Annotated in this window: 28 protein-coding genes; 9 read left to right on the top strand and 19 right to left on the bottom strand. The window is 58.9% G+C overall.

What is annotated here, in order from left to right; translation table 11 throughout:
- The first annotated feature begins 18 nt into the window (after positions 1-18).
- From AC0L4F_RS01870 to AC0L4F_RS01860, 3 genes are read left to right on the top strand one after another with little or no spacing between them, the layout of a single operon-like run.
- Positions 19-1,005 carry a glycosyltransferase family 2 protein gene (locus AC0L4F_RS01870; protein ID WP_244686305.1) on the top strand — a complete coding sequence of 329 codons (987 nt, stop codon included), beginning with the start codon at positions 19-21 and terminating at the stop codon, positions 1,003-1,005.
- Positions 1,002-2,702 carry a beta-1,6-N-acetylglucosaminyltransferase gene (locus AC0L4F_RS01865; protein WP_244684656.1) on the top strand — a complete coding sequence of 567 codons (1,701 nt, stop codon included), beginning with the start codon at positions 1,002-1,004 and terminating at the stop codon, positions 2,700-2,702. Before AC0L4F_RS01870 ends, AC0L4F_RS01865 begins: the two co-directional genes overlap by 4 nt.
- A 5-nt stretch (positions 2,703-2,707) precedes the next feature.
- Positions 2,708-4,144 (top strand): sulfotransferase domain-containing protein, encoded by a 1,437-nt coding sequence (locus AC0L4F_RS01860; RefSeq protein ID WP_244684654.1) that lies wholly within the window; start codon positions 2,708-2,710, stop codon positions 4,142-4,144.
- A gap of 93 nt (positions 4,145-4,237) precedes the next feature.
- On the opposite strand, the gene AC0L4F_RS01855 is transcribed toward AC0L4F_RS01860, so the two are convergent.
- The 6 genes from AC0L4F_RS01855 to AC0L4F_RS01830 all read right to left on the bottom strand — a co-directional run bounded on the left by AC0L4F_RS01855 (position 4,238) and on the right by AC0L4F_RS01830 (position 8,221).
- Positions 4,238-4,702, bottom strand: coding sequence for a PTS sugar transporter subunit IIA (locus AC0L4F_RS01855; protein WP_244684651.1), 465 nt, complete (start codon positions 4,700-4,702; stop codon positions 4,238-4,240).
- Between the two features lie 38 nt (positions 4,703-4,740).
- Positions 4,741-5,319, bottom strand: coding sequence for a ribosome hibernation-promoting factor, HPF/YfiA family (hpf, locus tag AC0L4F_RS01850; RefSeq protein ID WP_244684648.1), 579 nt, complete (start codon positions 5,317-5,319; stop codon positions 4,741-4,743).
- 301 nt (positions 5,320-5,620) lie between these two features.
- Positions 5,621-6,379, bottom strand: coding sequence for an LPS export ABC transporter ATP-binding protein (gene lptB / locus AC0L4F_RS01845; RefSeq protein WP_244684635.1), 759 nt, complete (start codon positions 6,377-6,379; stop codon positions 5,621-5,623).
- Positions 6,379-6,870: an LptA/OstA family protein gene (locus AC0L4F_RS01840; protein ID WP_244684625.1), complete on the bottom strand. Its 492-nt coding sequence runs from the start codon at positions 6,868-6,870 to the stop codon at positions 6,379-6,381. Before AC0L4F_RS01840 ends, lptB begins: the two co-directional genes overlap by 1 nt.
- A complete protein-coding gene (locus tag AC0L4F_RS01835; protein ID WP_244684623.1) occupies positions 6,776-7,498 on the bottom strand; it encodes a hypothetical protein in 723 nt (240 codons plus the stop codon). Before AC0L4F_RS01835 ends, AC0L4F_RS01840 begins: the two co-directional genes overlap by 95 nt.
- Positions 7,499-7,609: 111 nt before the next feature.
- Positions 7,610-8,221: a ribonuclease D gene (locus tag AC0L4F_RS01830; protein ID WP_244684620.1), complete on the bottom strand. Its 612-nt coding sequence runs from the start codon at positions 8,219-8,221 to the stop codon at positions 7,610-7,612.
- 909 nt (positions 8,222-9,130) lie between these two features.
- Between AC0L4F_RS01830 and AC0L4F_RS01825 the strand changes: the two genes are divergently transcribed.
- From AC0L4F_RS01825 to AC0L4F_RS01810, 4 genes are all read left to right on the top strand, one after another.
- On the top strand, positions 9,131-9,820 hold the full coding sequence (locus tag AC0L4F_RS01825; RefSeq protein WP_473446059.1) for a sugar transferase: 690 nt from the start codon (positions 9,131-9,133) through the stop codon (positions 9,818-9,820).
- Between the two features lie 150 nt (positions 9,821-9,970).
- Positions 9,971-10,420, top strand: a complete 450-nt coding sequence (locus tag AC0L4F_RS01820) for a YtoQ family protein (RefSeq protein ID WP_244684615.1) — start codon at positions 9,971-9,973, stop codon at positions 10,418-10,420.
- Between the two features lie 150 nt (positions 10,421-10,570).
- Positions 10,571-11,008 carry a large conductance mechanosensitive channel protein MscL gene (gene mscL / locus AC0L4F_RS01815; protein WP_244684613.1) on the top strand — a complete coding sequence of 146 codons (438 nt, stop codon included), beginning with the start codon at positions 10,571-10,573 and terminating at the stop codon, positions 11,006-11,008.
- A 111-nt stretch (positions 11,009-11,119) separates the two neighbouring features.
- Positions 11,120-11,707 carry a YdeI/OmpD-associated family protein gene (locus AC0L4F_RS01810; protein WP_244684610.1) on the top strand — a complete coding sequence of 196 codons (588 nt, stop codon included), beginning with the start codon at positions 11,120-11,122 and terminating at the stop codon, positions 11,705-11,707.
- Positions 11,708-11,881: 174 nt separating this feature from the next.
- On the opposite strand, the gene AC0L4F_RS01805 is transcribed toward AC0L4F_RS01810, so the two are convergent.
- From AC0L4F_RS01805 to pgsA, 3 genes are read right to left on the bottom strand one after another with little or no spacing between them, the layout of a single operon-like run.
- Complete coding sequence (locus AC0L4F_RS01805; protein WP_244684608.1) at positions 11,882-12,340, bottom strand: molybdenum cofactor biosynthesis protein MoaE; 459 nt, start codon at positions 12,338-12,340, stop codon at positions 11,882-11,884.
- Between the two features lie 5 nt (positions 12,341-12,345).
- Positions 12,346-12,591 carry a molybdopterin converting factor subunit 1 gene (moaD, locus tag AC0L4F_RS01800; RefSeq protein ID WP_244684605.1) on the bottom strand — a complete coding sequence of 82 codons (246 nt, stop codon included), beginning with the start codon at positions 12,589-12,591 and terminating at the stop codon, positions 12,346-12,348.
- Complete coding sequence (gene pgsA / locus AC0L4F_RS01795) at positions 12,591-13,256, bottom strand: CDP-diacylglycerol--glycerol-3-phosphate 3-phosphatidyltransferase (RefSeq protein WP_244686303.1); 666 nt, start codon at positions 13,254-13,256, stop codon at positions 12,591-12,593. Before pgsA ends, moaD begins: the two co-directional genes overlap by 1 nt.
- Before the next feature lie 84 nt (positions 13,257-13,340).
- On the opposite strand from pgsA, the gene AC0L4F_RS01790 reads away from it, so the two are divergent.
- A complete protein-coding gene (locus AC0L4F_RS01790; protein WP_244684600.1) occupies positions 13,341-13,751 on the top strand; it encodes an META domain-containing protein in 411 nt (136 codons plus the stop codon).
- 51 nt (positions 13,752-13,802) lie between these two features.
- The gene (locus tag AC0L4F_RS01785) at positions 13,803-14,201 is read left to right on the top strand and encodes an META domain-containing protein (protein WP_244684591.1); all 399 of its coding nucleotides are present in this window, start codon (positions 13,803-13,805) and stop codon (positions 14,199-14,201) included.
- Positions 14,202-14,222: 21 nt separating this feature from the next.
- On the opposite strand, the gene recO is transcribed toward AC0L4F_RS01785, so the two are convergent.
- From recO to AC0L4F_RS01735, 10 genes are all read right to left on the bottom strand, one after another.
- Positions 14,223-14,945 (bottom strand): DNA repair protein RecO, encoded by a 723-nt coding sequence (gene recO, locus AC0L4F_RS01780; protein ID WP_244684589.1) that lies wholly within the window; start codon positions 14,943-14,945, stop codon positions 14,223-14,225.
- Between the two features lie 15 nt (positions 14,946-14,960).
- Positions 14,961-15,284, bottom strand: coding sequence for a DUF1491 family protein (locus AC0L4F_RS01775; protein ID WP_244684587.1), 324 nt, complete (start codon positions 15,282-15,284; stop codon positions 14,961-14,963).
- A 286-nt stretch (positions 15,285-15,570) separates the two neighbouring features.
- A complete protein-coding gene (gene era, locus AC0L4F_RS01770; RefSeq protein WP_244684578.1) occupies positions 15,571-16,479 on the bottom strand; it encodes a GTPase Era in 909 nt (302 codons plus the stop codon).
- Positions 16,480-16,599: 120 nt separating this feature from the next.
- Positions 16,600-17,283 carry a ribonuclease III gene (rnc, locus tag AC0L4F_RS01765; protein WP_244684569.1) on the bottom strand — a complete coding sequence of 228 codons (684 nt, stop codon included), beginning with the start codon at positions 17,281-17,283 and terminating at the stop codon, positions 16,600-16,602.
- Positions 17,280-18,113 carry a signal peptidase I gene (gene lepB / locus AC0L4F_RS01760; protein WP_244684567.1) on the bottom strand — a complete coding sequence of 278 codons (834 nt, stop codon included), beginning with the start codon at positions 18,111-18,113 and terminating at the stop codon, positions 17,280-17,282. Before lepB ends, rnc begins: the two co-directional genes overlap by 4 nt.
- Positions 18,114-18,237: 124 nt before the next feature.
- A complete protein-coding gene (acpS, locus tag AC0L4F_RS01755; RefSeq protein ID WP_244684565.1) occupies positions 18,238-18,651 on the bottom strand; it encodes a holo-ACP synthase in 414 nt (137 codons plus the stop codon).
- Entirely contained in the window at positions 18,648-19,112 is a 465-nt protein-coding gene (locus AC0L4F_RS01750; protein WP_244684563.1) for a hypothetical protein, read from the bottom strand. The genes acpS and AC0L4F_RS01750 overlap by 4 nt, the downstream gene beginning before the upstream one ends.
- Positions 19,109-19,849: a pyridoxine 5'-phosphate synthase gene (locus AC0L4F_RS01745; protein ID WP_244684561.1), complete on the bottom strand. Its 741-nt coding sequence runs from the start codon at positions 19,847-19,849 to the stop codon at positions 19,109-19,111. The genes AC0L4F_RS01750 and AC0L4F_RS01745 overlap by 4 nt, the downstream gene beginning before the upstream one ends.
- Positions 19,850-19,924: 75 nt before the next feature.
- A complete protein-coding gene (locus tag AC0L4F_RS01740) occupies positions 19,925-20,596 on the bottom strand; it encodes a DUF2062 domain-containing protein (protein WP_244684559.1) in 672 nt (223 codons plus the stop codon).
- A gap of 14 nt (positions 20,597-20,610) precedes the next feature.
- A complete protein-coding gene (locus AC0L4F_RS01735) occupies positions 20,611-22,749 on the bottom strand; it encodes a RelA/SpoT family protein (protein ID WP_244684557.1) in 2,139 nt (712 codons plus the stop codon).
- Positions 22,750-22,769: the final 20 nt, after the last annotated feature.

Here is a 22,769-nt window from a genome sequence, read left to right as displayed (position 1 = left end):
GCTTGGCAATCATACCGGCTGAGATTGCAACGCAAGCGGTGGCGCCTGCGTGCACTGCGCAAGTCTCGTGAATTGCGTGTTGTTGCGGATCGCACCCGCCAGATCAAACCAAGCGATCTTCTGGTGTTTTCAACCCTGCGCAATGAACATGTGCGCCTGCCCTATTTTCTGGAATATTACCGCAATCAGGGCATCAACCACTTTTTGATTGTCGACAACGGCAGCGACGATGGTTCGCGCGAATACCTTGCCGAACAGCCCGATGTGTCGCTTTGGCACACAAAGGCCAGCTACAAACGATCGCGTTTTGGCGTTGATTGGCTGAACTGGCTGGCGCGCAAACATGGGCATGGCCATTGGGCATTGACCGTGGACCCGGATGAATTCTTTTTGTTTCCGTTTTGCGACACCCGGCCGTTGCGCGCATTGACCGATTGGTTGGATGCCTCTTCGATCCGGTCGTTTTCGGCGATGCTGCTGGACATGTATCCCAAGGGCCCGGTCAACCGGCATCCCTATCTGCCCGGCAGCAATCCAATGGATATCGCCTGTTGGTTTGACAGCGGAAATTATTCGATTTCCCGCAATCATCTGTTTGGCAACCTGTGGATTCAGGGCGGGCCGCGGCGGCGGGTGTTTTTCCCGGATTTCCCGGAAAAAGCGCCGGCATTGAACAAGATTCCATTGGTGAAATGGGATCGCAAATATGCCTATGTCAGCTCGACCCATATGCTTTTGCCGCGCGGGCTTAACCTTGTTTACGATGAATGGGGCGGGGAAAAAGCCAGCGGTATTTTGCTGCACACCAAATTTCTCGACACCTTTACCGCCAAAGCCGCAGAAGAGCTGACGCGCGGCCAGCATTATTCTGGCTCCGTGGAATACAAGGCCTATGCCGCCACATTGCAGGACGACCCGGATCTGTGGTGCAAATGGTCGGAACGCTACATCAACTGGCGTCAGCTGGAAATTCTCGGCCTGATGTCCAAGGGGAACTGGGCGTGAGCGTCGGGGTTGTCATGCTGGTACATACTGCGTTTGACCGCGCTGAACAGGTTGCCCGCCATTGGGCCAATGCCGGCTGTCCGGTGGTGATCCACGTCGACCGCAATGTGACGCAAAACACGTTTCAAACCTTTGCCACGGCGATGGCCGATGTCCCCCATATCCGGTTTTGCAAACGATACCGGTGCGAATGGGGCAGCTGGGGCATTGTCGCCGCCAGCCAGGCCGCCAGCGAATTGATGTTGCACGAATTTCCCGATGTGCGGCATGTCTACCTGGCCTCCGGATCTTGCCTGCCTTTGCGCCCGGTCGAGGAATTGGTCGACTATCTGGCCGCCCGGCCGCGCACCGATTTCATCGAAAGCGCCACCACCGTTGATGTCCCCTGGACCGTCGGTGGCCTGTCGGAAGAGCGTTTCACCCTGCAATTTCCATTTTCCTGGCGCAAGAACCGGTTCTTGTTCGACAGATTTGTCGAAATTCAGCGCCGTTTGCGGGTCAAACGCGTCATGCCCGGCGGATTGAAACCCCATATGGGCAGCCAGTGGTGGTGCCTGACACGGCAAACCCTGTCGGCGGTATTGCAGGACCCGGAACGCAAGACATATGACGGTTTCTTTCGCCGGGTCTGGATTCCGGATGAAAGCTATTACCAGACATTGACCCGGCTTTATTCCCGCGACATGGAAAGCCGGTCCCTGACCCTGTCGAAGTTCGATTTTCAGGGCAAGCCGCATATTTTCTATGACGACCACCTGCAATTGCTGCGCCGGTCCGATTGCTTTGTGGCGCGCAAGATCTGGCCGCAGGCCGATCTTTTGTATCGGGCGTTCCTGACCGACCGCGACGGCGCGATGAGCCGCACAGAACCCAACCCCGGCAAGATCGACCGGGTTTTTGCCAAGGCCGTTGATCGCCGGACACGCGGCCGCACCGGGCTCTATATGCATTCGCGGTTTCCCAACGAAAGCTGGGAAAACGGTGTGACCGCCGGACCCTATTCGGTGTTTCAGGGCTTTGCCGAATTGTTCGAGGATTTCGAAACCTGGCTGGCGCGCATGACCGGCGCACGCGTGCATGGCCATCTGTTCGGCCCCGAGCGCGCGGAATTTTCCGAAGGCGAAGACGTGATTCAAGGGGGGCTGTCCGCCAATGCCGCGGTGCGGGATGTGGATCCGCGCGGGTTCTTGACCAGCCTTTTGTGGAACACCCGCGGCGAACGGCAATGTTTTCAATACGGCCCACGGGACACCCAGGACGATGTGGTCTGGAATATCGCCAAAGATCCCAATGCCCAAATTTCCGTGGTCTCCGGGGCCTGGGCCGTGCCCTTGTTCAAGTCCAACCTCGATTTTGCCGCCATCCGCCGCGAAGCTGCCAGATTACAAAAAATCGAGGCCGAGGCGCTGAATGCCTATCGGTCCTCTTATGCCAAGGCGCGCATACACATCTGGACCATGGCCGAATTCATCGAGGCGCCGATGGAGCCACTGCAAAGCATTATCGACGACATTTCCCTGCGCGGCGGCCCGCGTCTGGCCGAAGTGCCGAAAATGGCGGATCTGACCGGCTTTGGCCAATTCCTGCAAAACCTCAAGAATCAGGGGATGCACCCCTATCTCATGGGGGATTTCCCGGTTGAGGGTCGCGCAACCGGGAAACGCGATGAAACCCGCAAACCCTATTTGGTGAGATAACCGCCATGGCCAACCGCTTTGACAGTTTTGTGGTGTTTGCTGAAATGCGCACCGGCTCCAACCTGCTTGAGGCCAATCTGAACCTCTATGATGGCATCATCTGCCACGGCGAGGCGTTTAACCCGCATTTCATCGGCTACCCCAACAAGACAGAGATTCTGGGGCTGGATATGGCCCGGCGTGACCGCGATCCAGCCGCGCTTTTGGCCGCGATCCGTGACGGCAGCGCGGGGCTGGGCGGCTTTCGCTATTTCCACGACCACGATCCCCGCGTGTTGGAGCCGCTGCTTGATGACCCGAAGTGCGCCAAGATCATCCTGACCCGCAATCCGGTCGAAAGCTACGTCAGTTGGAAAATCGCCCAGGCCACCGATCAGTGGAAACTGACCAATGTGGCGAAACGCAAGGATGCTCAGGCGCGGTTTGATCGTGCAGAGTTTGAAGCCCATTTGGAATCCCTGCAAAATTTCCAGATCTCATTATTAAACGGATTGCAGAAGCGGGGCCAAACGGCGTTTTACGTGTCATATGAAGACGTGCAAGACCTTGCGGTGATGAACGGTCTGGCCCGCTGGCTGGGCTGCGACGCGCAACTGGAAAGCTTCGATCACAATCTGAAGCGCCAGAACCCCAGCCCGATTTCCGACAAGGTCGAAAATTTTGAAGAGATGGACCACGCATTGGCACGGTTGGACCGGTTCGATCTGACGCGCACGCCGAATTTCGAACCGCGACGCGGGGCGGCGGTGCCCGGATATGTCGCCGCTGGCGCGGCACCGCTGCTCTATATGCCGATAAAAGGTGGCCCGGAGGAGGTCGTGACGGACTGGATGGCCGGTCTGGGCGGTGAACTTGGCCGCGATTTCAACCAGAAATCCCTGCGCCAATGGCTGCGCGCTCATGCGGGGCACCGCCGGTTTACCGTGCTGCGTCATCCGCTCGCTCGGGCGCACCATGTGTTTTGCAGCCGTATTTTGGCCAAAGGCCCCAATACCTTTGGCCGGGTGCGGCGGGTGTTGATCAATCGCCACGACCTGCCGTTGCCGGAACATTGGCCCGACGCCGGATATGATCGTGACCAGCATCGCACCGCCTTTGGCGGATTTCTGGAATTCATCCGGGCGAATTTGAACGGCCAGACCAACCTGCGAATTGACCCCCATTGGGCCAGCCAAAGCGGGATTCTCCAGGGCATGGGGGATCTGTGCCTGCCCGATCTGGTGCTGCGCGAAGAGGAAATGGCCGCCTACCTTCCTGCGATGGCACAGCAAATGGGATTGAACGCAGCGCCAGACCCACGCGAGGCGGCGCCAGACACGCCCTTTTCCCTGGCAGAGATCCATGATCCGGCCTTGGATACACTGGCGCGGGCGGCCTATCCACGGGATTATGTGATGCTGGGATTTGCCGATTGGCAACCGCCAGACCACCGGCCCGCCTGACGCCCAACCACAGGCCCCAGCCATGAAAAAGGCCGACCCAAACGGGCAGGCCAATCTTTTGCACAAGCAATTCCCGAAACGGGGCGACCCGGATCAGGCAGCTTTCATTGCCTCATCTTCGGTCAGGATGGTGAACAGCGTCCCTGCGTCGTGATTGGCCCGCAGCTTGGTACAGACCGCAGGATCGCGCAGCAAACGCGACACGCGCGCCAAAGCCTTGAGATGTTCAACGCCGGCATCTTCCGGCGCGAACAGGCCAAACACGATATCCACGGGCTGGCGGTCCACGGAATCAAAATCGATGGGCTTGTCCATCAACATGAATACACCGCAACAACCTTCGATCCCGGAAATCCGCGCATGTGGCAGGGCCACACCGTGGCCCACACCAGTGGGGCCCAGACTTTCGCGTTCAAGAAGCGCCTCAACGGCCGTTCCGGCATCAATGCCATATGCTGCCTGGGCCAGTTCGGCCACATCATGCATCAATCGCTTCTTGCTGGACGACGTCGTGCTCGCCCGGATCGCTTCGGGTTTCAGCAATTCAGATAGTTCCATGCGTGCCTGTTTCCTCATATCCTGACCGGACCGCTGGCTTATGCCTGTTCTTGCGGTTCAATCCAGCCGATATTTCCATCATCGCGCCGATAGACGACATTCAGACCTTTTTTCTCGCTGCGGAACACCAGAACCGGCGCGCCCGCAATCTCCATCTGCATCACCGCCTCACCCACGGTCAGGGCGGGAATGTCGGTCTTCATTTCGGCGACAATCATGGGCTGGAGGCTTTCCGGCTCCGAATCCGTCTCTGCGCCCTGCCCGTCGCTGGCGAGGATATACGACGACGCCCCATAAGTTTCAACTGGCTCGGTCCGGTCCTTGTGATGGTCTTTCAGACGCCGCTTGTAACGGCGGAGCTGTTTTTCCATCTTGTCACAGCAGCTTTCAAAAGCGGCATAGATTTCATTGGCATGGGCCTTGGCCTGGGCGGTCAGGCCGGTGGACAGATGCACAGTGGCCTCACATATGTATTCATGTGCAGCCTTGGAAAAGACGACGTTCGCGTCCGTCGGTCGTTCGGCGTATTTCTGCACGACGCTGCCCAGCCCATCCTGTACATGGGTTTGCAATGCCGCGCCGATGTCGATTTGTTTGCCGGTGATTTGGTAGCGCATCTGTGGTCCTTCTTATTGTTCCGGTGGCCATTAGGGCGCAACACCGCCAGGGCGGTCTTGGCCGGGCGGGTCACCTTCTTGGGAAACTGACGTGGTGGTCTGCCTTTTGTCGATGTGCCTGTACGTGGTCACCCGTCCTGGAACCGGGTCCGCGACTTTTTTCAAGGGCAAGCCACACATGCGTCATACCCCATTTGAGGACAGAGCAGGGGCGTCTGTCAATGATTTGTAACAGGAAGATCGCCGTATTTGATGGACATTCGGTAAACTTGGGCAAACCAGGGGCGCGCGCCGACACCTGTTAAGAAATTCGAAACTGATCGCCCAGGTAAACGCGACGCACATTTTCGTTTTGCACCACCTCGTCCGGGGTGCCGGACATAAGCACCTGGCCATCATGCAGGATATAGGCGCGATCAACGATTTCCAGCGTTTCCCGCACGTTGTGATCGGTGATCAGTACGCCGATTCCACGGGTTTTCAAATCCGACACCAGCGCGCGAATATCGCCAACGGAAATCGGATCTACCCCGGCAAATGGTTCGTCCAGCAAAAGATATTTCGGCTCTGCCGCCAGACAGCGGGCAATTTCCACTCGGCGGCGCTCACCACCCGATAGCGCCAGCGCAGGCGCGCGGCGCAGATGTTCGATGTGAAATTCGCTCAGCAATTCCTCAAGCCGCGCACGGCGGCGTTTGCCGGATTTCACGGCAATGTCCAGGATGGCGCGAATGTTGTCTTCGACGCTCATGCCGCGAAAGATCGACATTTCCTGTGGCAGATAGCCAATCCCCAGCTTGGCCCGGCGATACATCGGCATATTGGTGACATCACGGCCGTCAATTGTGACCTTGCCGCCCTCTGGAAACACCAAGCCCGCGACGGAATAAAACGTCGTTGTCTTGCCAGAGCCGTTCGGCCCAAGCAGGGCCACAACCTCGCCGCGGTGCAAGGACATGCTGACATCGCGGATCACCACCTTCTTGCGATAGCTTTTGCGCAGATGGTCGATACGCAATCCGGCAGACCCATCCGCCACAGTCAGCACAGGCTTGGTCATTATTCGCTGTCGCCTTGCTGAATCACGGTTTTGACCCGGCCGGTCATCCGTGCGGTGCCCTTGTTCAGGTCTGCCACCATCCGATCGGCCGTCAGCGCATTGGCGCCCTGGGTCAAAAGCACATTGCCCGTCATCACCACGGTGCCTGCCTCGACATCATAATCGGCATTGTCACCTTCGGCGGCCTCCTTGCCCGATACCAATGTCACGCCGCCGCGCGCCTCTAGCCGGGAAATCCCTGTGCGGTTCTGGGTATACACCACCAGCACCCGTGGCGCCGACATCCGCATTTCACCCTGGCCGACCACCACATTGCCGGTAAAAAGCGCGGTGCCGTCGTCCTGGTTGATCGAAAGATCATCGGATGTGACTTCGACCGGGGCATCGGTATCGGCGTCAATCGCGCCAAATCCAACCTCGGCCCCTTGGGCCAGACCCGCCACCGGCAGGAGTGCGATCAAAAGAACCGCCAGAATTCGAACAGATGTCATGGACGTTCACTTTCTTCCTCGGGGGGGTGTTTCGCGGGTTGATATAGCAGCTTGACGCCATTTGTGAAAACCAATTGCAGGTTATCTTCGGTGCCGGTTTCACGAATATGGAAAGCGCCGCCTGAAGATCGCCAATCGGGCCGTCCGCTTTTACACCATTTGGCGCCTCGCCGCGAATTGTACGCAGTGCGGAGGTCAGCATTTGGGTATGCACCACATATCCGGCGGAGCTTTTGATCACCACATCCCCGGCCAATTCCAACACATCCGCCGGTTCATTTACCGCCGCTGTATTGGCGACAATATCAATTTGCGATCCATCGGTCAGCCGGAACGCCGCTGTCAGCTGGCTGGCCAGAACCCCCGCAGGGTCATTCGGATCGGCCCGGGCGGATTTGGCGGTAATTGCCACCGCATGCCCCTCTGGTGTGCTGCCGGTGTAATACGGTGCGGTCAAGCTGTCGCGCGCAGGGATCTCTGCCTCATCATCAAAGAATGTCAGGGCCGGATCATCGGCCACGGAGCGCGACAAAAGAAAGACCGTGGAAAGCAGCCCCAAGGCAGTCAGCGGCAGAAGCACCTTCAGCCACGCCACGACACTGGAATGAAACGACTCTTGCACGGCCATTGGATTGGGCCCCAAATTCAACATCTGGGTTCTATCTAGGCACGCAAGACCAGAAGTGCAAAGCCACAGGCACCAGTACGCGGCAAACCGCGACCGAACCACCACATAAGATTAATGGGCAAAGATGTCCTGATCCGGCCATCCCGCCAGATCCAGTCGCGCCCGGGTTGGCAAAAAGTCGAAACATTTTTGCGCGATCTCGTCCCGCCCTTCGCGTTGCAACCGCCGGTCCAGCTCCTTGCGCAGCCGATGCAGGTAAAGCACGTCTGACGCCGCATAGTCGATTTGCGCCTTGGTCAGCTCTGCCGCGCCCCAATCGCTGGATTGCTGTTGCTTGGAAATGTCCGTGCCCAGCAATTCCTGCACCAGATGTTTCAACCCATGACGGTCCGAATAGGTGCGCACCAGTTTGCTGGCAATCTTGGTGCAATAGACCGGTGCGGTTTCCACCCCAAAGGCGTTCATCAGCGCAGCAATATCAAACCGGCCATAGTGGAACAGTTTCAACACAGCGGGATCGGCCAGCATCGCGCACAGGTTTGGCGCCGCATCCTGGCCGCGCGCGATCTGGACCAGATGCGCATGACCGTCGCCTGTGGACATCTGAACAAGACACAGGCGATCGCGGTGCGGATGCAGACCCATGGTTTCGCAATCAACCGCCACCACCGGACCAAGCCGCAGCCCATCCGGCAAGTCACCCTGGTAAAGATGATTGGACATTATCCCAGCTCCATCTGCGCCTTTTGACCCGGCCATAGTGGTTTGCCCGGACTGATGCAACGTTGGGCCATCCCGCGACCGGTTTCGAGGCCGAATCGGTTTTCTGAAAATTCCGGTAAAAACTACGGTAATTTTGATCAATCCCCAAAAATCCGAAGGATTGAACACATCCTGAGCGCGAGTGACGTGACGTCCCAAGAAAAAACTTATACGAAAATTTGCAGCATTATGATGCAACTCAGCGTCGAAATTTGTGACAACTCGCACAACCGAAGGGCACGAAAAGGCCGCCAGAGACACCCAATTAACCATCGAAAAGGGGGAAAATTCGCTGAATGTTTTCGCTTGTTCCGGAAACGCACAAGGATTTCAGAGGCTTTATTGTCGCGGCCAACGCATCCATCGGAAATATGGCCCGCCATTGTTTCACTCAGAATTACAATTCTACCCCAAATGCAAGCTTAACGTGCATTTCCCGTGATTTGTTTCCCCAAATGGGATCTCAAAAAAAGCGCCCGAAGTTCGGATTTCACCCGCCTGGTTAACGTTAATTTAAGATGGTTAAGATTCCCGCCACGACACTCTCCCATGAAGGGAGTGGTTGTTTGCGCAACTTGACGACCAGCCCCCGAACGTCCAAATTCAACGAAGTCGAGCAAAATTAGTCACAAATTTAGTGGCAATTTTTGCAAACGGCACTTGGGGGTTAGTGCTTTCACTTAGGAGTGAAGTGTAGGGTAAAACGGTCTGTTCTCGGTTGATGGTATGCCTTGGCATCCAGCCACCATATTTTTGTATTTTGGCTTCACAGGCGCATCCGCATTGCGGGCTGCGGTTGGATGCTTGCCGACTATGGACTGAATAATCACGCACCAAGCTTCGTCGCTAACGCCTTTGGAGGGCATGACGTTGACAATGCATTTACGTTCGGCTGGATCTGCTCAAGGATCGCCCGAAACACTGCTTGCCGGCCAGTTGCCGGTGCTTGCAGGGGGTATTTACCGCCAATTTGCCAAGCGTTTTCTGGACGTGGGGATCGTGTTGCTGGCCCTGATCCCGCTCCTGATCATTCTTTTTCCTATGAGTCTTTTGATTGCTCTTGATGGCCATTCGCCATTTTACCGTCAGGCCCGTATTGGCCGTAACGGTCGCATTTTCCAGATGTGGAAACTGCGGTCCATGGTGCACAATGCCGATGCCCAGTTGGCAGCGCACCTTGCGGCCGATCCCAAGGCCCGCGCCGAATGGGACCGGACGCAGAAACTGCGTAAGGATCCGCGTATCACCAAGGTCGGCGCATTGATCCGCAAATCATCGCTGGACGAGCTGCCGCAGCTGTTCAATGTCCTAATTGGCGACATGTCTCTGGTGGGACCGCGTCCGATGATGGTCGATCAACGCGGGATGTACCCCGGCACCGCATATTATGCGATGCGCCCCGGGATTACCGGCATCTGGCAGACCTCGGCCCGCAACGACAGCAGCTTTTCCGATCGCGCCATTTTCGATGCGCGCTATTTCCGGGAGCTGTCGTTCCTGACGGATCTGCGGCTGATCGGGCGGACCTTTCAGGTGGTCTTGAAGGGCACCGGATACTGACACCCGACATCTGACGGGCAAATGCGACCACGGAGGGCAACCACCGTGGTCGTTTTGTTTTGCCTGCCCGGGTCGACCGGTCGCCAGCGGGCTGTTAGGTCAGGATCGCGCGCGAACGCGCAGCCCGACCAGAAACAAGAGGAACCCACCATGAGCCTGACTGTCTATCTAAGCGGTGAAATTCACACGGACTGGCGCGATCAAATCATTGCCGGGGCCAAAGAGCTGGACATCACGTTTTCCGCCCCCGTCACCGATCACGCCGCCAGCGACGATTGCGGCGTTGCGATCCTTGGCTCTGAGGACAACAAATACTGGCACGACCACAAGGGCGCGATGGTCAACGCCATCCGCACCCGCAAGGGCATCGCCGATGCCGATGTGGTGGTGGTGCGCTTTGGCGAGAAATACCGCCAGTGGAATGCTGCCTTTGACGCCGGATATGCCGCCGCGCTTGGCAAATCGCTGATTGTGCTGCAACAGCCCGATCACGATCACGCCCTGAAAGAGGTGGATGCCGCCGCATTGGCCGTCGCGCGCGAGCCTGCCCAGGTCGTCGACATCCTGCGTTATGTTCTGACTGGCAAACTGTCGACCTGACCCTCTGGATGACGTGGGGTCGTTCGGGGAATTGAACATCGCCATTCCCATGGAAAGACTTGTTTCGTCCCCCTAATGACGCATTGTGGGGGCGCGCAGCAGCAGAAAATCAGGCATGCGTGGCCAAAGTGAGCGAAGGGAGCCGCAACAATGATTCAAGAATTCAAGGACTTCATCGCCAAGGGCAATGTCATGGACATGGCCGTTGGTATCATCATCGGCGCGGCATTCACCGCAATTGTGACGTCGCTGGTGGGGGATCTGATCAATCCCATCATCGGCCTGTTTTCCGGTGGCATTGATTTCACCAACAACTACGTCGTGCTGGCCGGTGACGTCCCCGCCTGCGCCAGCCTTGAGGCTGCGCGCGAAACCGGCGCATCCATCTTTGCCTATGGCGCCTTCATCATGGCGGTCATCAACTTCCTGATCATCGCCTTTGTGGTGTTCATGCTGGTCAAAATGGTCAATCGGGTCAAGGAAACCGCCGCCCGCGCCGAAGACGAAGCGCCCGCCGAAGAGGCCCCCGCAGGGCCCAGCGAAATCGACGTTCTGCTGGAAATCCGCAACTCGCTCAAGGCACGCTAAACGCGCGTCTCGACAGACAGTGAACCGCGTGCACATTGTTGCGCGCGGTTTTTTGGTGTCAAATGGCCCTGTTGGTGTCGCATTTCGACCGCGTGCAAAGGAGCCTGGGCGATGGGCAATATGGACCGCCGATGCGGGATCTGGTTCGACAAGGCCACGGTGTGGCGCGCCGAACTTCTGGCGCTGCGCGAGATCCTGTTGCACTGCCCGGTGGCCGAAGCGTTCAAATGGCGCGGTCCGGTCTATACCGCCCATGGTGGCAATATTGCCGTGCTTTGGGCGATGAAACATCAATGCGGATTGGGGTTCTTCAAAGGGGTCTTGCTGGACGATCCCGCGCAAATCCTGGTCGCGCCCGGCCCGAATTCCCGTGCGACACGCATGATCGCCTTTACCGACGTTGCAACAATCCGGGCACAGGCAGACGTCATCACCAAATACCTCCTGAAAGCGATCGAAAACGAAGCTACGGGTTTGCGCGTCACCTTTGCGAAGGATGATCTGGAGCTGCCAGAAGAATTGAATGCGGCGCTTGCGGCCGACCCTGCGCTCAACGACGCCTTCATGGCGCTGACGCCGGGACGGCGGCGGGGCTACATCCTGCATTTCGCCGGGGCAAAACAGGCCAAGACCCGCGCCGCGCGGATCGAAAAATGGACGCCGCTGATATTGCAGGGCAAGGGAATGCATGATCGTTGAAATGTTTGGCCCAGAACGGTAGCGGAATCGCAAACCGAGACGCAGCATGGGGGGCCAGCCCCCCAACCCCCGGGATATTTCAGGTCAGATGAAAGTTCAGGGCAGATAAAAGGCAGGTCAGATAAAAGGCTGGGGCCTGAGACAATCTTTGACGAATCAGCGGTGTAAAGGCCGCTACCAGCGCTTCAACGCCTCTTCATCGACGTCTTTGGCGGCAACCCATTCCGCGCCATCCGCTGCAATTTCTTTTTTCCAGAACGGCGCGCGGCTTTTCAGATAGTCCATCAGGAATTCCGCCGCTTCAAACGCGGCTTTGCGATGGCGGGCCGCAGTGGCCACCATCATGATCATCTCGTCCCGGTGCAACCGGCCATGACGATGGATCACCAAAGCATCGCCCAGCGCCCAGCGTTCCATGGCATCGGCGACAATCGCCTCCAGCGCCTTGGCCGTCATGCCGGGGTAATGTTCGATTTCCATTGCGATCATGCCGCCATCTGCGGAATCCCGAACGACGCCGGTAAAGGTCACAATGGCGCCCATATCGGATTGAGCGCGGGCAAAAGCGTCGGCCTCTGCCGCGAAATCAAATGGGGCTTGTTGAACCCGAACCAGTGGCGTGACGCGCGACACCGGTCTCAGCCCCCGGTCATCGGTGGGAAAAACGCCACTTCGCGCACCCCGGCCAGAGGCGCGTCAAAATCCGTCAATTCCTGATCGACGGCCACCCGCAGCGCCGACAGATCCGCAAAGGCCAGCGCATACCGCTCTTCGCGGGTCTTCAATTCTTCGACCAGCTCGGCCACGGTGGCGGCCCCGGTTTCAACCCGCTCTTTTGGCAGGCCAATACGTTCGCGCACCCAGGCAAAATACAAGACATCCATCAGCTGTCTTCCTTCAAATACGGCAGCGCCTTGCGCAGGTAGTCAAAGCCGGTCACCAGCGTCAGCGCCGCCGCAACCCAAAGCAAGATCAATCCGATGTAGCCAGACCAGAACATGCCGTCGTACATGTATCTGAGGCCAAGTTCATCGACCGTGCGACCTTCCAGAATGTCGGTGACAATCTGTTGATCCATCCCCCAGGACCACATGCCGAAGTAATGTTCAAACACGCCCTGCGAGAACAGAACCGCAATCGCCACCATCTGAAATGTCGTTTTCCATTTGGCCAGCTTGGTCACCTTCAGCGTGCCCGACACATCCCCCAGATATTCACGCAGACCGCTGACAAACACCTCGCGAAACAGGATCACGGTTGCGGGCAGGATCAACCAGGGCGAATACGACGAATAGGCGGCAATCACCATCAACGCGATCACCACCATGGCCTTGTCCGCAATCGGGTCGAGCATGGTGCCGATTTTGGTTTCCTGTTTCCAGGCACGCGCCAGATAGCCATCAAACCAATCGGTTATTGCCGCTGTCAGAAACAGCACCAGGGCGAAAATATCGGCGTAGGGGCGCGCCCAATAGAGGAACATCACCGGAACGGCAGGAGCCGCCAGCAGGCGCATTACGGTCAGGATATTGGGCAAATTCCAGCGCATGCACTGGTCATATCCCGCCAACCCGACACAGGGAAGAGCCATTGACGATATTTCAATTCCAAAGCACGGCACTATGGTGTCGGTATGAAACTCTTGATCCCCCTGATTTTGGCCCCGCTTCTGGCCGCGACCTGTGACCACGCGTTTCCGGGCGACGAGACATTGGCGGCCTATGGCGCGGCGGATCGGACCTGGGTGCTGGACACCATCGACGATGAATCCTTTACTGCGCGTGCGACATTGACCTTTCCCGAAGCCGGTCGTGTGGCGGGTCGGGCGCCCTGCAATGGGTTTTCCGGGCCACAAACCGCCCCCTACCCCTGGTTCGACGTCGGCCCATTGGTCACCACACGACGGGCCTGTCCCGACCTTGCCAGTGAGACAGCCTTTCTCGCCGCGCTGGCAGAGATGACATTGGCCGAAGTTCAGGGGGCGGTGTTGATCCTGTCCAATGACGCGGGCCGCGAAATGGTATTTTCGGCCGCGTCGGAATGACAAAGATCGTTACCACCTTTTCACGGCGGCAGCTTTGCCTACCTTGGCGGTATGACACATACATTCCTCTCCGCGGCCACGTCCGCCTTTGCTAGCCTCTCAGCCACGCTGGGCGGTGCGCAAGATGCCGAAGACACCATCTGGAAGCTTCAGACGATTGATGGCGCCGCCTATGAGGCGCGGGCCACAATCACCTTTCCCTCGATGGCGCAGATCACCGGCACGACACCCTGCAATTCCTTCTTTGGGGTACAGACCCGCCCGATGCCCGGGTTCAGCGCCGAGCGGCTGGGCCTTACCCAGCGGCTGTGCATGGATTTTCAGAAAGAGGCCGAGTTCATCACGGCGCTGCGCGATATGACGATTTCGGATTTCGACGGCAACCGTCTGATCCTGCGCAACGAAGATGGCCGCGAGATGGTGTTCATCGGCGTACCAAGGGCAAACTGACCGCAACAACCGCCGCTGTCGTCAACCCGCCAGCAACCGATCAATGAAGCGCGCCCGCGCGCTGGGTGGCGGCCTGTGCCCCAATGCGGGCGCAAGCCGCTCGCGCAGGAAAAAGCCGGTGACCGACAGCGCCTGTGCAATGTCGGTGTTTTCGGCGTCACCCTGGCCCAACAGCACCGGCGGCAGCGGCAACAAACGGTCCGCCCAATCCCCCGCCCCGTTCTGCGACACCGCGCGCCCGGATTTGGGCGAGACATAGATCAAACCGTCGGTTTTCCCGGTCACCGCGCAACTGCCAAGATCAAGACCGTAGCCCAGCGCCGAGAGCAATGACACCTCCCATCGCAGATAGGCCAGCGGCCAAAGCGCGTCCTGGCCCAACAGATCCAGCAATTGTTCGGTCTGAAGATAAAGCGCGGTCTGTGCCTCGCGTTCTGGCAGCGCAAACGACAGCAGCGCACAAACCGCGTTCAATCCCGCCAGTGCCAACCGGCTGGACATCGCCTGGGCGGCACGGGACCGCTGCGGCTCGACTGTGAAGGCGCCCAAATGCTCTTCGAGCCGGGCGCGCCAATGCAGGTCGAGCTGCGCACCGGGTTGCAGCACAGGGGCCAGCCTGCGGCCTGTGGCGCCACGAACGACACCGGCGTGACGGCCACGGTCGGGGGTGAAAACCTCGATTATGGCGGAATGTTCGCCATGGTGCCGAAGGCTCAGCAATATGCCGGTGTCACGCCAGTCCATTTGCCCAAGCTGGGCTCAAAGCCCGCCACTGTCCAGCAAATGCCGCCCATGGCGGTCCTCGACCTCGATCACCCAGAGATCACGGTCCATGGCGCGTTGTTTGGCCAAAGCCGCATCAATGTCGCCTTCGGACCCAGAGAGCATTTCCTGCCAGCGGGTTTCATCCGTCATCAGATCATGCATTCGGTGAAACAGACGGGCCTGACCGTCCAATGTGTTCAGCTTGACCATCACCATACCCGAAGTGTCGTCGCCATGGGCCACGACAAAGGCCGGGATGTCGGCCTGGGCAAGCCGTGCAATATAGGCCGCAACCCAGAAATCCGCTGTCAGCCGCATGGCTTTCCTTTCCTAACACCCCTTGTCATTTGAATACTTTCGCAGCGCCCTTATGTTGATAGCACAGTCAAGTTTCCCTCTGTCACGGGGGACTGAACTGCACTGCTGTCGATGGTCGCACGTTTACCGGCAGTGTATTGGGGCGCGGATCTGTGTGATCTCCTGCGCGGTTTTCGCCCCATATCCCGTGACCTCTGGCGGGCTGTCTCTCTCCCCGAGACCCGCTGGCACTGGTCGGGGCTCCCTTTGTTCCGTGGAGCCCCGGCAACTTTTGCTTAGCGATGCCTCAGGTATTGCCATCGCGAAAGTTCAGGCCCATTTCGGAATAGCGCGCGGCCTCTTCCAGCCATTTTTCCCGGACCTTGACCTGAAGGAACAAATGCACCCGGCGGCCAAGGAATTCTTCCAGCTCTTCACGCGCCGCTTTGGAGATTGCCTTGATCGATTCGCCTTTGTGGCCCAGCACAATGCCCTTGTGGCCATCACGGGCCACATAGATCACCTGATCAATCCGCGCGGTGCCGTCCTTGCGCTCGTCCCAGTTTTCGGTTTCGACCGTCAATTGATAGGGCAGTTCCTGATGCAGGCGCAGGGTCAGCTTTTCGCGGGTCATCTCGGCGGCGATCATCCGCATCGGCAGATCGGCGATCTGATCTTCGGGATAAAGCCAGGGACCGTCCGGCAATTCCGCCGCCAGCCATTTTTTCAGATCATCGCAGCCAAAGCCCTTTTCGGCCGAGATCATGAAGGTTTCCTCAAATGCGAAACGCGCATTCAATTCCTGCGACAGACCCAGCAAAACATCGGATTTCACCCGGTCGATCTTGTTGATTGCCAGGGCCACGCGGCGGCCTTTGCCAATGTCCTGCAACCGCTCAAGGATGCTTTCCACACCATCCGACACGCCGCGATGCGCTTCGACCAGCAGCACAACGATGTCGGCATCTGCCGCCCCGCTCCAGGCGGCGGCGACCATCGCGCGGTCCAATCGGCGGCGCGGGCTGAACAATCCGGGCGTATCGACAAATACGATCTGCGCCTCGCCCTCGATTGCCACGCCACGGATACGGGCGCGCGTGGTCTGGACCTTGTGCGTCACGATCGACACTTTCGCGCCCACCATGCGATTGGTCAGGGTGGATTTGCCCGCATTGGGCTCTCCGATCAGGGCGACGAATCCGGCGCGTGTGGTCATTTTTATCTGGTTCCCATGAATGATCCGCCGCGCTTACCGCAGTTTGACGCTCAAAACCAGTTATTATGGCCTCACAATGGGGCGCGGACAAATTCCTTGCAGGGAATTTGCGGGCCAACATCAACTTTGAAGCAGTTTTGCCAGCAATGATTTCGCCGCCGCATGTTCCGCCAGACGTTTTGATCCGGCTTCGGCCCGGTCGCTTTCACCGCTGTCGAGCCGCACTTCGATCACAAAGACCGGGGCGTGGTCCGGGCCTTTGCGGCTGATCTGTTGATAGACCGGCGGCGTTTGACCACGGGCCTGCGCCCATTCCTGCAGGCTGGTCTTGGCGTCGCGTGCATCCTCTTCGACCTGCGAGATACGCTTGCCCCAGAGCCGCAGCACCAGCGCCTGTGCGGCCGCAAACCCGCCATCCATATAGACCGCAGCGATCACCGCCTCCATGCCATCGCCCAGCAGCGCCATTTTGCGCCGCCCCCCCGAGAGCATTTCAGACCGGCCCAGTTTCAGCGCCGCCCCAAGGTCGATCTGGCGGGCCACATCGGCGCAGGTCTCTTTGCGCACCAGCGCATTGAACCGTGGCGCAAGCTGACCTTCGCTTGCGCCCCCATCCGCCGCCAAGAGCGCCTCGGCCATCACCAGGCCAAGCACCCGGTCGCCCAGGAATTCCAAACGCTGGTTGTCGCCCCGCGTGGCGGTCGACATCGACGAATGCGTGACCGCGCGCACCAATTGGCCGGGGTCTGAAAATTCATACCCCAGCCGTTTTTGTAGAGCCTTCAATTCTGCCGAAATTTTCACTCGATCCCCTTGAAGAACCGATCCCCGCGCCAGGTCCAGAAGGCCAGCATCGACCGTCCGGCAGACGAGAACATCACCCGATCCGCGCGCCCGACAAAGTTTTCAAACGGCACGAAGCCCACACCGCCAATTTGCTGCGGAAAGCGCGAATCGGTGGAATTGTCGCGGTTGTCACCCATCATGAAATAATGGCCTTCGGGCACGGTAAAGACCGGCGTGTTGTCCGACGATTGCGGCCCGATGTTCAGGGTCGAGTGGCTGACGCCATTGGGCAGCGTTTCGATGAATTTCTCTTTTTCACAGGTCGCGCCATTGCCCACCGGCGCATTGGCACAGCGCGGGCTGAGCCCCTGCGGACCCTGTGGGCAGGCAAGCTCGGCAAAGATGCCGTCAGCCTCGACTTTGACCGGGGTGTCGTTGATATGCAGAACGCTGTCCTTGATCTGGATTTTCTCACCCGGCAGGCCGACCACCCGTTTGATGAAATCCCGTCCGGTCACCGGATGCCGGAACACCGCGACATCGCCGCGCTCGGGTTCGCCGCCAAACAGGCGGGTGTTGTCGCCATCGGCCCAGCCACAGAAATCCTTGGCATCCACATCAATGCCAAAGCGCGGCACAATCACCGACGGACAAGAGGCATAGGAATAGCCATAGGCCATTTTGTTCACAAACAGGAAATCACCGATCAGCAGCGTGTCCTTCATCGACCCCGAGGGGATCCAGAACGGTTGAAAGAACACGGTGCGGAACACACCCGCGATCAGCAATGCGTAGACAATGGTCTTGACCGTTTCCACGATCGCATTGCCCTTCTTTTCTTCGGCCATGGACATGAGGCTCCTCGCGCTGTGGCGTCTTGGGCTACGTTGTTGGCTACATGGGCCGGAGCGCGAAAGGTGTCAAGCAATCGAGCGCCGCAGTTGCATTGCAGTCAGCTGTGTTCAGGCATGTTCAGGGCTTTGGATCGACCATTGGCCGCGCCTCGATCAGCACCATGGCCTGGGCCCAGGGAAAATCATCGGTCAGGGTGACATGCAAAATCGCCTCGTGTCCCGGTGGGGTCATCGCATCCAGCCGCCGTTTGGCCCAGCCTGTGACATGCATCACCGGCTGGCCGGTCGCCAGATTGGTCACCGACATGTCCCGCCATGCGATCCCCATGCGCAGCCCCGTGCCAAGCGCCTTGGAACAGGCTTCTTTCGCGGCCCAGCGTTTGGCATAGGTCGCGGCCTCATGTGGGCGGCGGGCAGCGCGGCGCTGTTCGCGGTCGGTATACACCCGATTGCGGAACCGGTCGCCGAAGCGGTTCAAAATGCCCTCGATCCGTTCGATATTGCACAGATCCGTGCCAATCCCCAGGATCACTCGGCCGGTCCGATATAGGCGGAAATTGCACCGCTGGCCTGATTCAGCTCAAAGCTCAGCCAACCGCCGGTGGTGTCGCCCAGCGCCGCGTCGTAATATTGGACCGGCACATCAAACAGAAGCCCGCGCGCAGGATCGTAATCGGCGCTCAATTCCTGAAAGGCGACGCCGGCAAAACCGATGCTGCCATCATAGGACAGCACCCTGCATTGCCGGTCGCCAAGCTCGCTATAGGGCGGCGACAGGATCACCAGATGAAAGGCCCCCGCGCCCGGTTCGATGGTATCGGTCAGGGTCAGGCGGGTCTTGCCATTGGAAAAGGTGCGGGTGTTATCCTGCCAAGGTTCGGCAATCGCCTGGGCCGATGCCCGCCAGTCACAATCGCCAACCGTCTGCGCCGACGCGCCGCTGGCCAAAAGCGCCAGGGACACCACAGCCGCAGTGGTCAAAGTTCCATTCATTTTCTCGCCTCCACCATCAACCGCCGCATTTCGCCGATCGCCTCACCCAGGCCGAGGAAAATCGCCTCGCCGATCAGGAAATGCCCGATGTTAAGCTCGACAACCTGCGGAAAGGCGGCCACCGGCATCACGGTATCATAAGATAGCCCATGCCCGGCATGCACCTCCAGCCCCAGATCGGCGGCAAAGGCCGCCATCTCGCGCAATGCGGCCAATTCGCGGTCGGCGTCTTCCATCCGGCCCTCGTGATAGGCATCACAATAAGCGCCGGTATGCAGCTCGATGACCTGCGCCCCGATCCGGTTTGCCGCTTCGATCTGGCGGCGGTCGGCGGCGATGAAAATCGACACCCGACAGCCCGCGTCCCGCAGCGGCGCGATGAAATGCGCCAGTTTGTTTTCCTCGCGCGCAACCTCAAGCCCGCCTTCGGTGGTGCGTTCTTCGCGCTTTTCCGGCACGATACAAACCGCATGCGGCTTGTGACGCAGGGCAATGGTCTGCATTTCCGCCGTCGCCGCCATTTCAAAGTTCAGCGGCACCCGCAGGACATCCATCAAGGCATCAATGTCGGCATCGGAGATATGGCGGCGATCTTCGCGCAGGTGGGCGGTGATGCCATCGGCCCCCGCCTCCTGTGCCAGGATCGCGGCACGTGATGGGTCGGGGAAAGCGCCGCCGCGGGCATTTCGCACTGTGGCCACATGGTCGATATTCACGCCAAGCCGGAGATTTTGCATTGTATCACCTTGGAGGTTCATTTGCCGCCAAGCTAGCGGCGCAATGCCGGTGTGAAAACCCCGTTTTCGTCCGGCTTATTCCGGCTTGTCCGCCCCGGTTTTGGCCAGCGCCGCTTTCTTGGCGGCGGCCTTGGCGCGGATCGCCTCGATCCGTTTCTTCATCACGCCCTTGCGCCGCGTCTGATAGGCACGGATCAGCGGTTCCGCGACCAGATAGGCAATGGTGGCGGCAACGATCCCCGGAATGATTCCGCCAATCAGATAGGGATAGAACACGTCATGCCAGAACACTTCGAGCCCATGCCAATCCTGTGGGTTGCCTTTGACCCAGGCCCAGAAATTAATGGTCAGATCTTCGCCGGCATCCACGAATTTGCCCATCAGGGTGCGTTCGACATGTGGCGACAGCTCTGTCCCCAACAGGAAATAGCCGGTGTTGAGCGATATGATGCCAATCGGCAAATAGGTCAGCGGATTGCCAAAAAAAGTGCCCAGAAGCGCCGCCAGGACATTGCCCCGCATGATCATCGCCAGCATCGCCGCCACCAGGAAATGCATGGTGTAAAACGGCGTGAAGGTGGTAAATACCCCGGCCCAAATGCCGCGGGCGATCTTTTCCGGCGGGTCGGGCAATCGCCGCAAGCGATGCTTGATATAGCGTGCGGCACGCCCCCATCCCCCCCGTGGCCAGAAGAATTCCAACACAGCGCGCCAGGTCGGTTTTCTGTCGCGGCGCTTGAAAACCACGGAAGGTGTTCCTTTCAGCTTGCTTCGGCTCGGGAGGCGATCGGAGTGACTTCTCGCACGCGAGCGACCTGGGCAACATCACTTTCCGCTTCCAGCGCGGTGATCAGAGAATGCAGATGTTCGGCGTCGCGCAGTTCGGTGTTGATATGCAGGCGATAATAATCCGGTTTCCGGTCCATAAACTCAAGATCCGAGATATTCGCCTTGTGCCCACCGATCAATGTGCAAATTCGTCCCAGCACGCCGGCATCATTGCTCATCGTGATGTCCAGTGTCACCGCATAGGCCGCCGGGTGTTTGCCTTCCTGCCAATGCAGGTCCAGCCAACGCTCTGGCTGTTCTTCGTATTCGGCCAGTTTTTCGCAATCAATCGCATGCACAACCACGCCCTGACCCCGATATGTGATGCCAACTATCCGCTCCCCCGGCAGCGGCTGGCAACAGGGTGCGCGCCGAAAGCTCTGGCCGTTTTCAAGGCCGATCACCGCGCGCTTGCGGTCAATTTCGTCCCCGTCTTCGGTCACCAGATCGGGATAGACGGCCTCGACCACCGCGCGCGACGTCAGCTCGGCTGAACCCAGCCGCGCCAGAAGCGTTTCCGCATCGTCCAACCGCAGGTTGCGGGCGGCGGTTTCCAGCACCTTGTCCTTGGCCTTGCGGCCCACATGTTCAAACGCGGCGCGCGCCAGTTCCCGGCCCAAACGCACAAACCGTTCCCGGTCCTGTTCGCGCAGGGCACGGCGGATCGCGCTTTTGGCTTTGCCGGTGATGGCAATATCCAGCCAGGTTGCCTGCGGGGCTTGCCCATCGGCGGTGATGATCTCGACCGACTGGCCGTTCTTCAGCCGGGTCCAGAGCGGCACGCGCAGCCCGTCAACCTTGGCCCCGACACAGGCATGACCGATCCGGGTGTGGATCGCATAGGCAAAATCCAGCGGTGTGCCACCGCGCGGCAGCTTGATCACGTCGCCCTTGGGCGAAAAGACAAACACCTGATCCGAATACATCTCAAGCTTGACCGCTTCGAGAAAATCCTCGTGATCCTCGTCATCCTGAAATTGTTCGGTCAGCGAGGAAATCCATTTCGCCGGATCGACGGCAAAGGGGTTTTCACTGCGCACACCATCGCGATAGGACCAATGCGCGGCAACGCCGGTTTCGGCCACATCGTGCATCTGGCGGGTGCGGATCTGAACCTCGACCCGTTTGCCATCGCGTCCCGACACCGTGGTGTGGATCGAGCGATAGCCGTTGGATTTCGGCTGGCTGATATAATCCTTGAACCGGCCCGGCACAGCGCGCCAGCGTTGATGGATCGCGCCCAGCGCGGCATAACAATCGGCCTCGGTATCGGTGATGATACGAAAGCCATAGATGTCGGACAGACGGGAAAAACCCATCTCTTTTTCCTGCATCTTACGCCAGATCGAATAGGGTTTCTTGGCGCGGCCAAACACCTGGGCCTCGATCTCGGCCTTGTCAAACTCGGCGCGCATGTCGCTGGTGATCCGATGGATCACATCGCCGGTTTCCTTTTGCAGGGTGATGAAACGGCGGATGATGCTGGCGCGGCCCTTGGGGTTCAGCACAGAGAACGCCAGATCCTCCAGCTCGTCCCGCATCCATTGCATCCCCATGCGCCCGGCCAGCGGTGCATAGATATCCATGGTTTCGCGGGCCTTCTGCACCTGCTTTTCCGGGCGCATCGCCTTGATCGTGCGCATGTTGTGCAGCCGGTCGGCCAGTTTGACCAGAATGACCCGCAAATCGCGGGACATCGCCATGAACAGCTTGCGGAAGTTTTCCGCCTGCTTGGTCTGGGTCGACGACAGTTGCAGGTTGGTCAGCTTGGTCACACCATCGACCAGCACAGCGATCTCTTCGCCGAATTTGCCGCTGATCTGGTTGAATGTGCCTTTGGTGTCTTCGATCGTGTCGTGCAAAAGCGCGGTCACGATGGTCGCATCATCCAGTCGCTGCTCGGTCAAAAGCGCGGCAACCGCAACCGGATGGCTGAAATAAGGTTCGCCAGAGTGGCGGAACTGGCCCTCATGCATCTCGCGGCCATAATCATAGGCCGCGCGGATCAGGGATTTATTGGTCTTCGGATTGTAATTGTGGACAAGCGCGACCAGATCGTCAGCTGAAATCATCGCCTGCCCCAAACGCTGGC

It is taken from the genome of Marinovum sp. J2-8 (assembly GCF_055808435.1).
Note: the sequence above shows the minus strand (reverse complement) of the source record. Positions and strands in the feature narration are given on the sequence as shown.

Excerpts from the sequence above, each read along its gene's own strand:
- AC0L4F_RS01860 (WP_244684654.1), top strand. The coding sequence starts at position 2,708 with ATGGCCAACCGCTTTGACAGTTTTGTGGTGTTTGCTGAAATGCGCACC.
- AC0L4F_RS01855 (WP_244684651.1), bottom strand. The coding sequence starts at position 4,702 with ATGGAACTATCTGAATTGCTGAAACCCGAAGCGATCCGGGCGAGCACG.
- hpf (WP_244684648.1), bottom strand. The coding sequence starts at position 5,319 with ATGCGCTACCAAATCACCGGCAAACAAATCGACATCGGCGCGGCATTG.
- lptB (WP_244684635.1), bottom strand. The coding sequence starts at position 6,379 with ATGACCAAGCCTGTGCTGACTGTGGCGGATGGGTCTGCCGGATTGCGT.
- AC0L4F_RS01840 (WP_244684625.1), bottom strand. The coding sequence starts at position 6,870 with ATGACATCTGTTCGAATTCTGGCGGTTCTTTTGATCGCACTCCTGCCG.
- AC0L4F_RS01835 (WP_244684623.1), bottom strand. The coding sequence starts at position 7,498 with ATGGCCGTGCAAGAGTCGTTTCATTCCAGTGTCGTGGCGTGGCTGAAG.
- AC0L4F_RS01830 (WP_244684620.1), bottom strand. The coding sequence starts at position 8,221 with ATGTCCAATCATCTTTACCAGGGTGACTTGCCGGATGGGCTGCGGCTT.
- AC0L4F_RS01820 (WP_244684615.1), top strand. The coding sequence starts at position 9,971 with ATGAGCCTGACTGTCTATCTAAGCGGTGAAATTCACACGGACTGGCGC.
- mscL (WP_244684613.1), top strand. The coding sequence starts at position 10,571 with ATGATTCAAGAATTCAAGGACTTCATCGCCAAGGGCAATGTCATGGAC.
- AC0L4F_RS01810 (WP_244684610.1), top strand. The coding sequence starts at position 11,120 with ATGGGCAATATGGACCGCCGATGCGGGATCTGGTTCGACAAGGCCACG.
- moaD (WP_244684605.1), bottom strand. The coding sequence starts at position 12,591 with ATGGATGTCTTGTATTTTGCCTGGGTGCGCGAACGTATTGGCCTGCCA.
- pgsA (WP_244686303.1), bottom strand. The coding sequence starts at position 13,256 with ATGCGCTGGAATTTGCCCAATATCCTGACCGTAATGCGCCTGCTGGCG.
- AC0L4F_RS01790 (WP_244684600.1), top strand. The coding sequence starts at position 13,341 with ATGAAACTCTTGATCCCCCTGATTTTGGCCCCGCTTCTGGCCGCGACC.
- AC0L4F_RS01785 (WP_244684591.1), top strand. The coding sequence starts at position 13,803 with ATGACACATACATTCCTCTCCGCGGCCACGTCCGCCTTTGCTAGCCTC.
- recO (WP_244684589.1), bottom strand. The coding sequence starts at position 14,945 with ATGGACTGGCGTGACACCGGCATATTGCTGAGCCTTCGGCACCATGGC.
- AC0L4F_RS01775 (WP_244684587.1), bottom strand. The coding sequence starts at position 15,284 with ATGCGGCTGACAGCGGATTTCTGGGTTGCGGCCTATATTGCACGGCTT.
- era (WP_244684578.1), bottom strand. The coding sequence starts at position 16,479 with ATGACCACACGCGCCGGATTCGTCGCCCTGATCGGAGAGCCCAATGCG.
- lepB (WP_244684567.1), bottom strand. The coding sequence starts at position 18,113 with ATGGCCGAAGAAAAGAAGGGCAATGCGATCGTGGAAACGGTCAAGACC.
- AC0L4F_RS01750 (WP_244684563.1), bottom strand. The coding sequence starts at position 19,112 with ATGAATGGAACTTTGACCACTGCGGCTGTGGTGTCCCTGGCGCTTTTG.
- AC0L4F_RS01745 (WP_244684561.1), bottom strand. The coding sequence starts at position 19,849 with ATGCAAAATCTCCGGCTTGGCGTGAATATCGACCATGTGGCCACAGTG.
- AC0L4F_RS01735 (WP_244684557.1), bottom strand. The coding sequence starts at position 22,749 with ATGATTTCAGCTGACGATCTGGTCGCGCTTGTCCACAATTACAATCCG.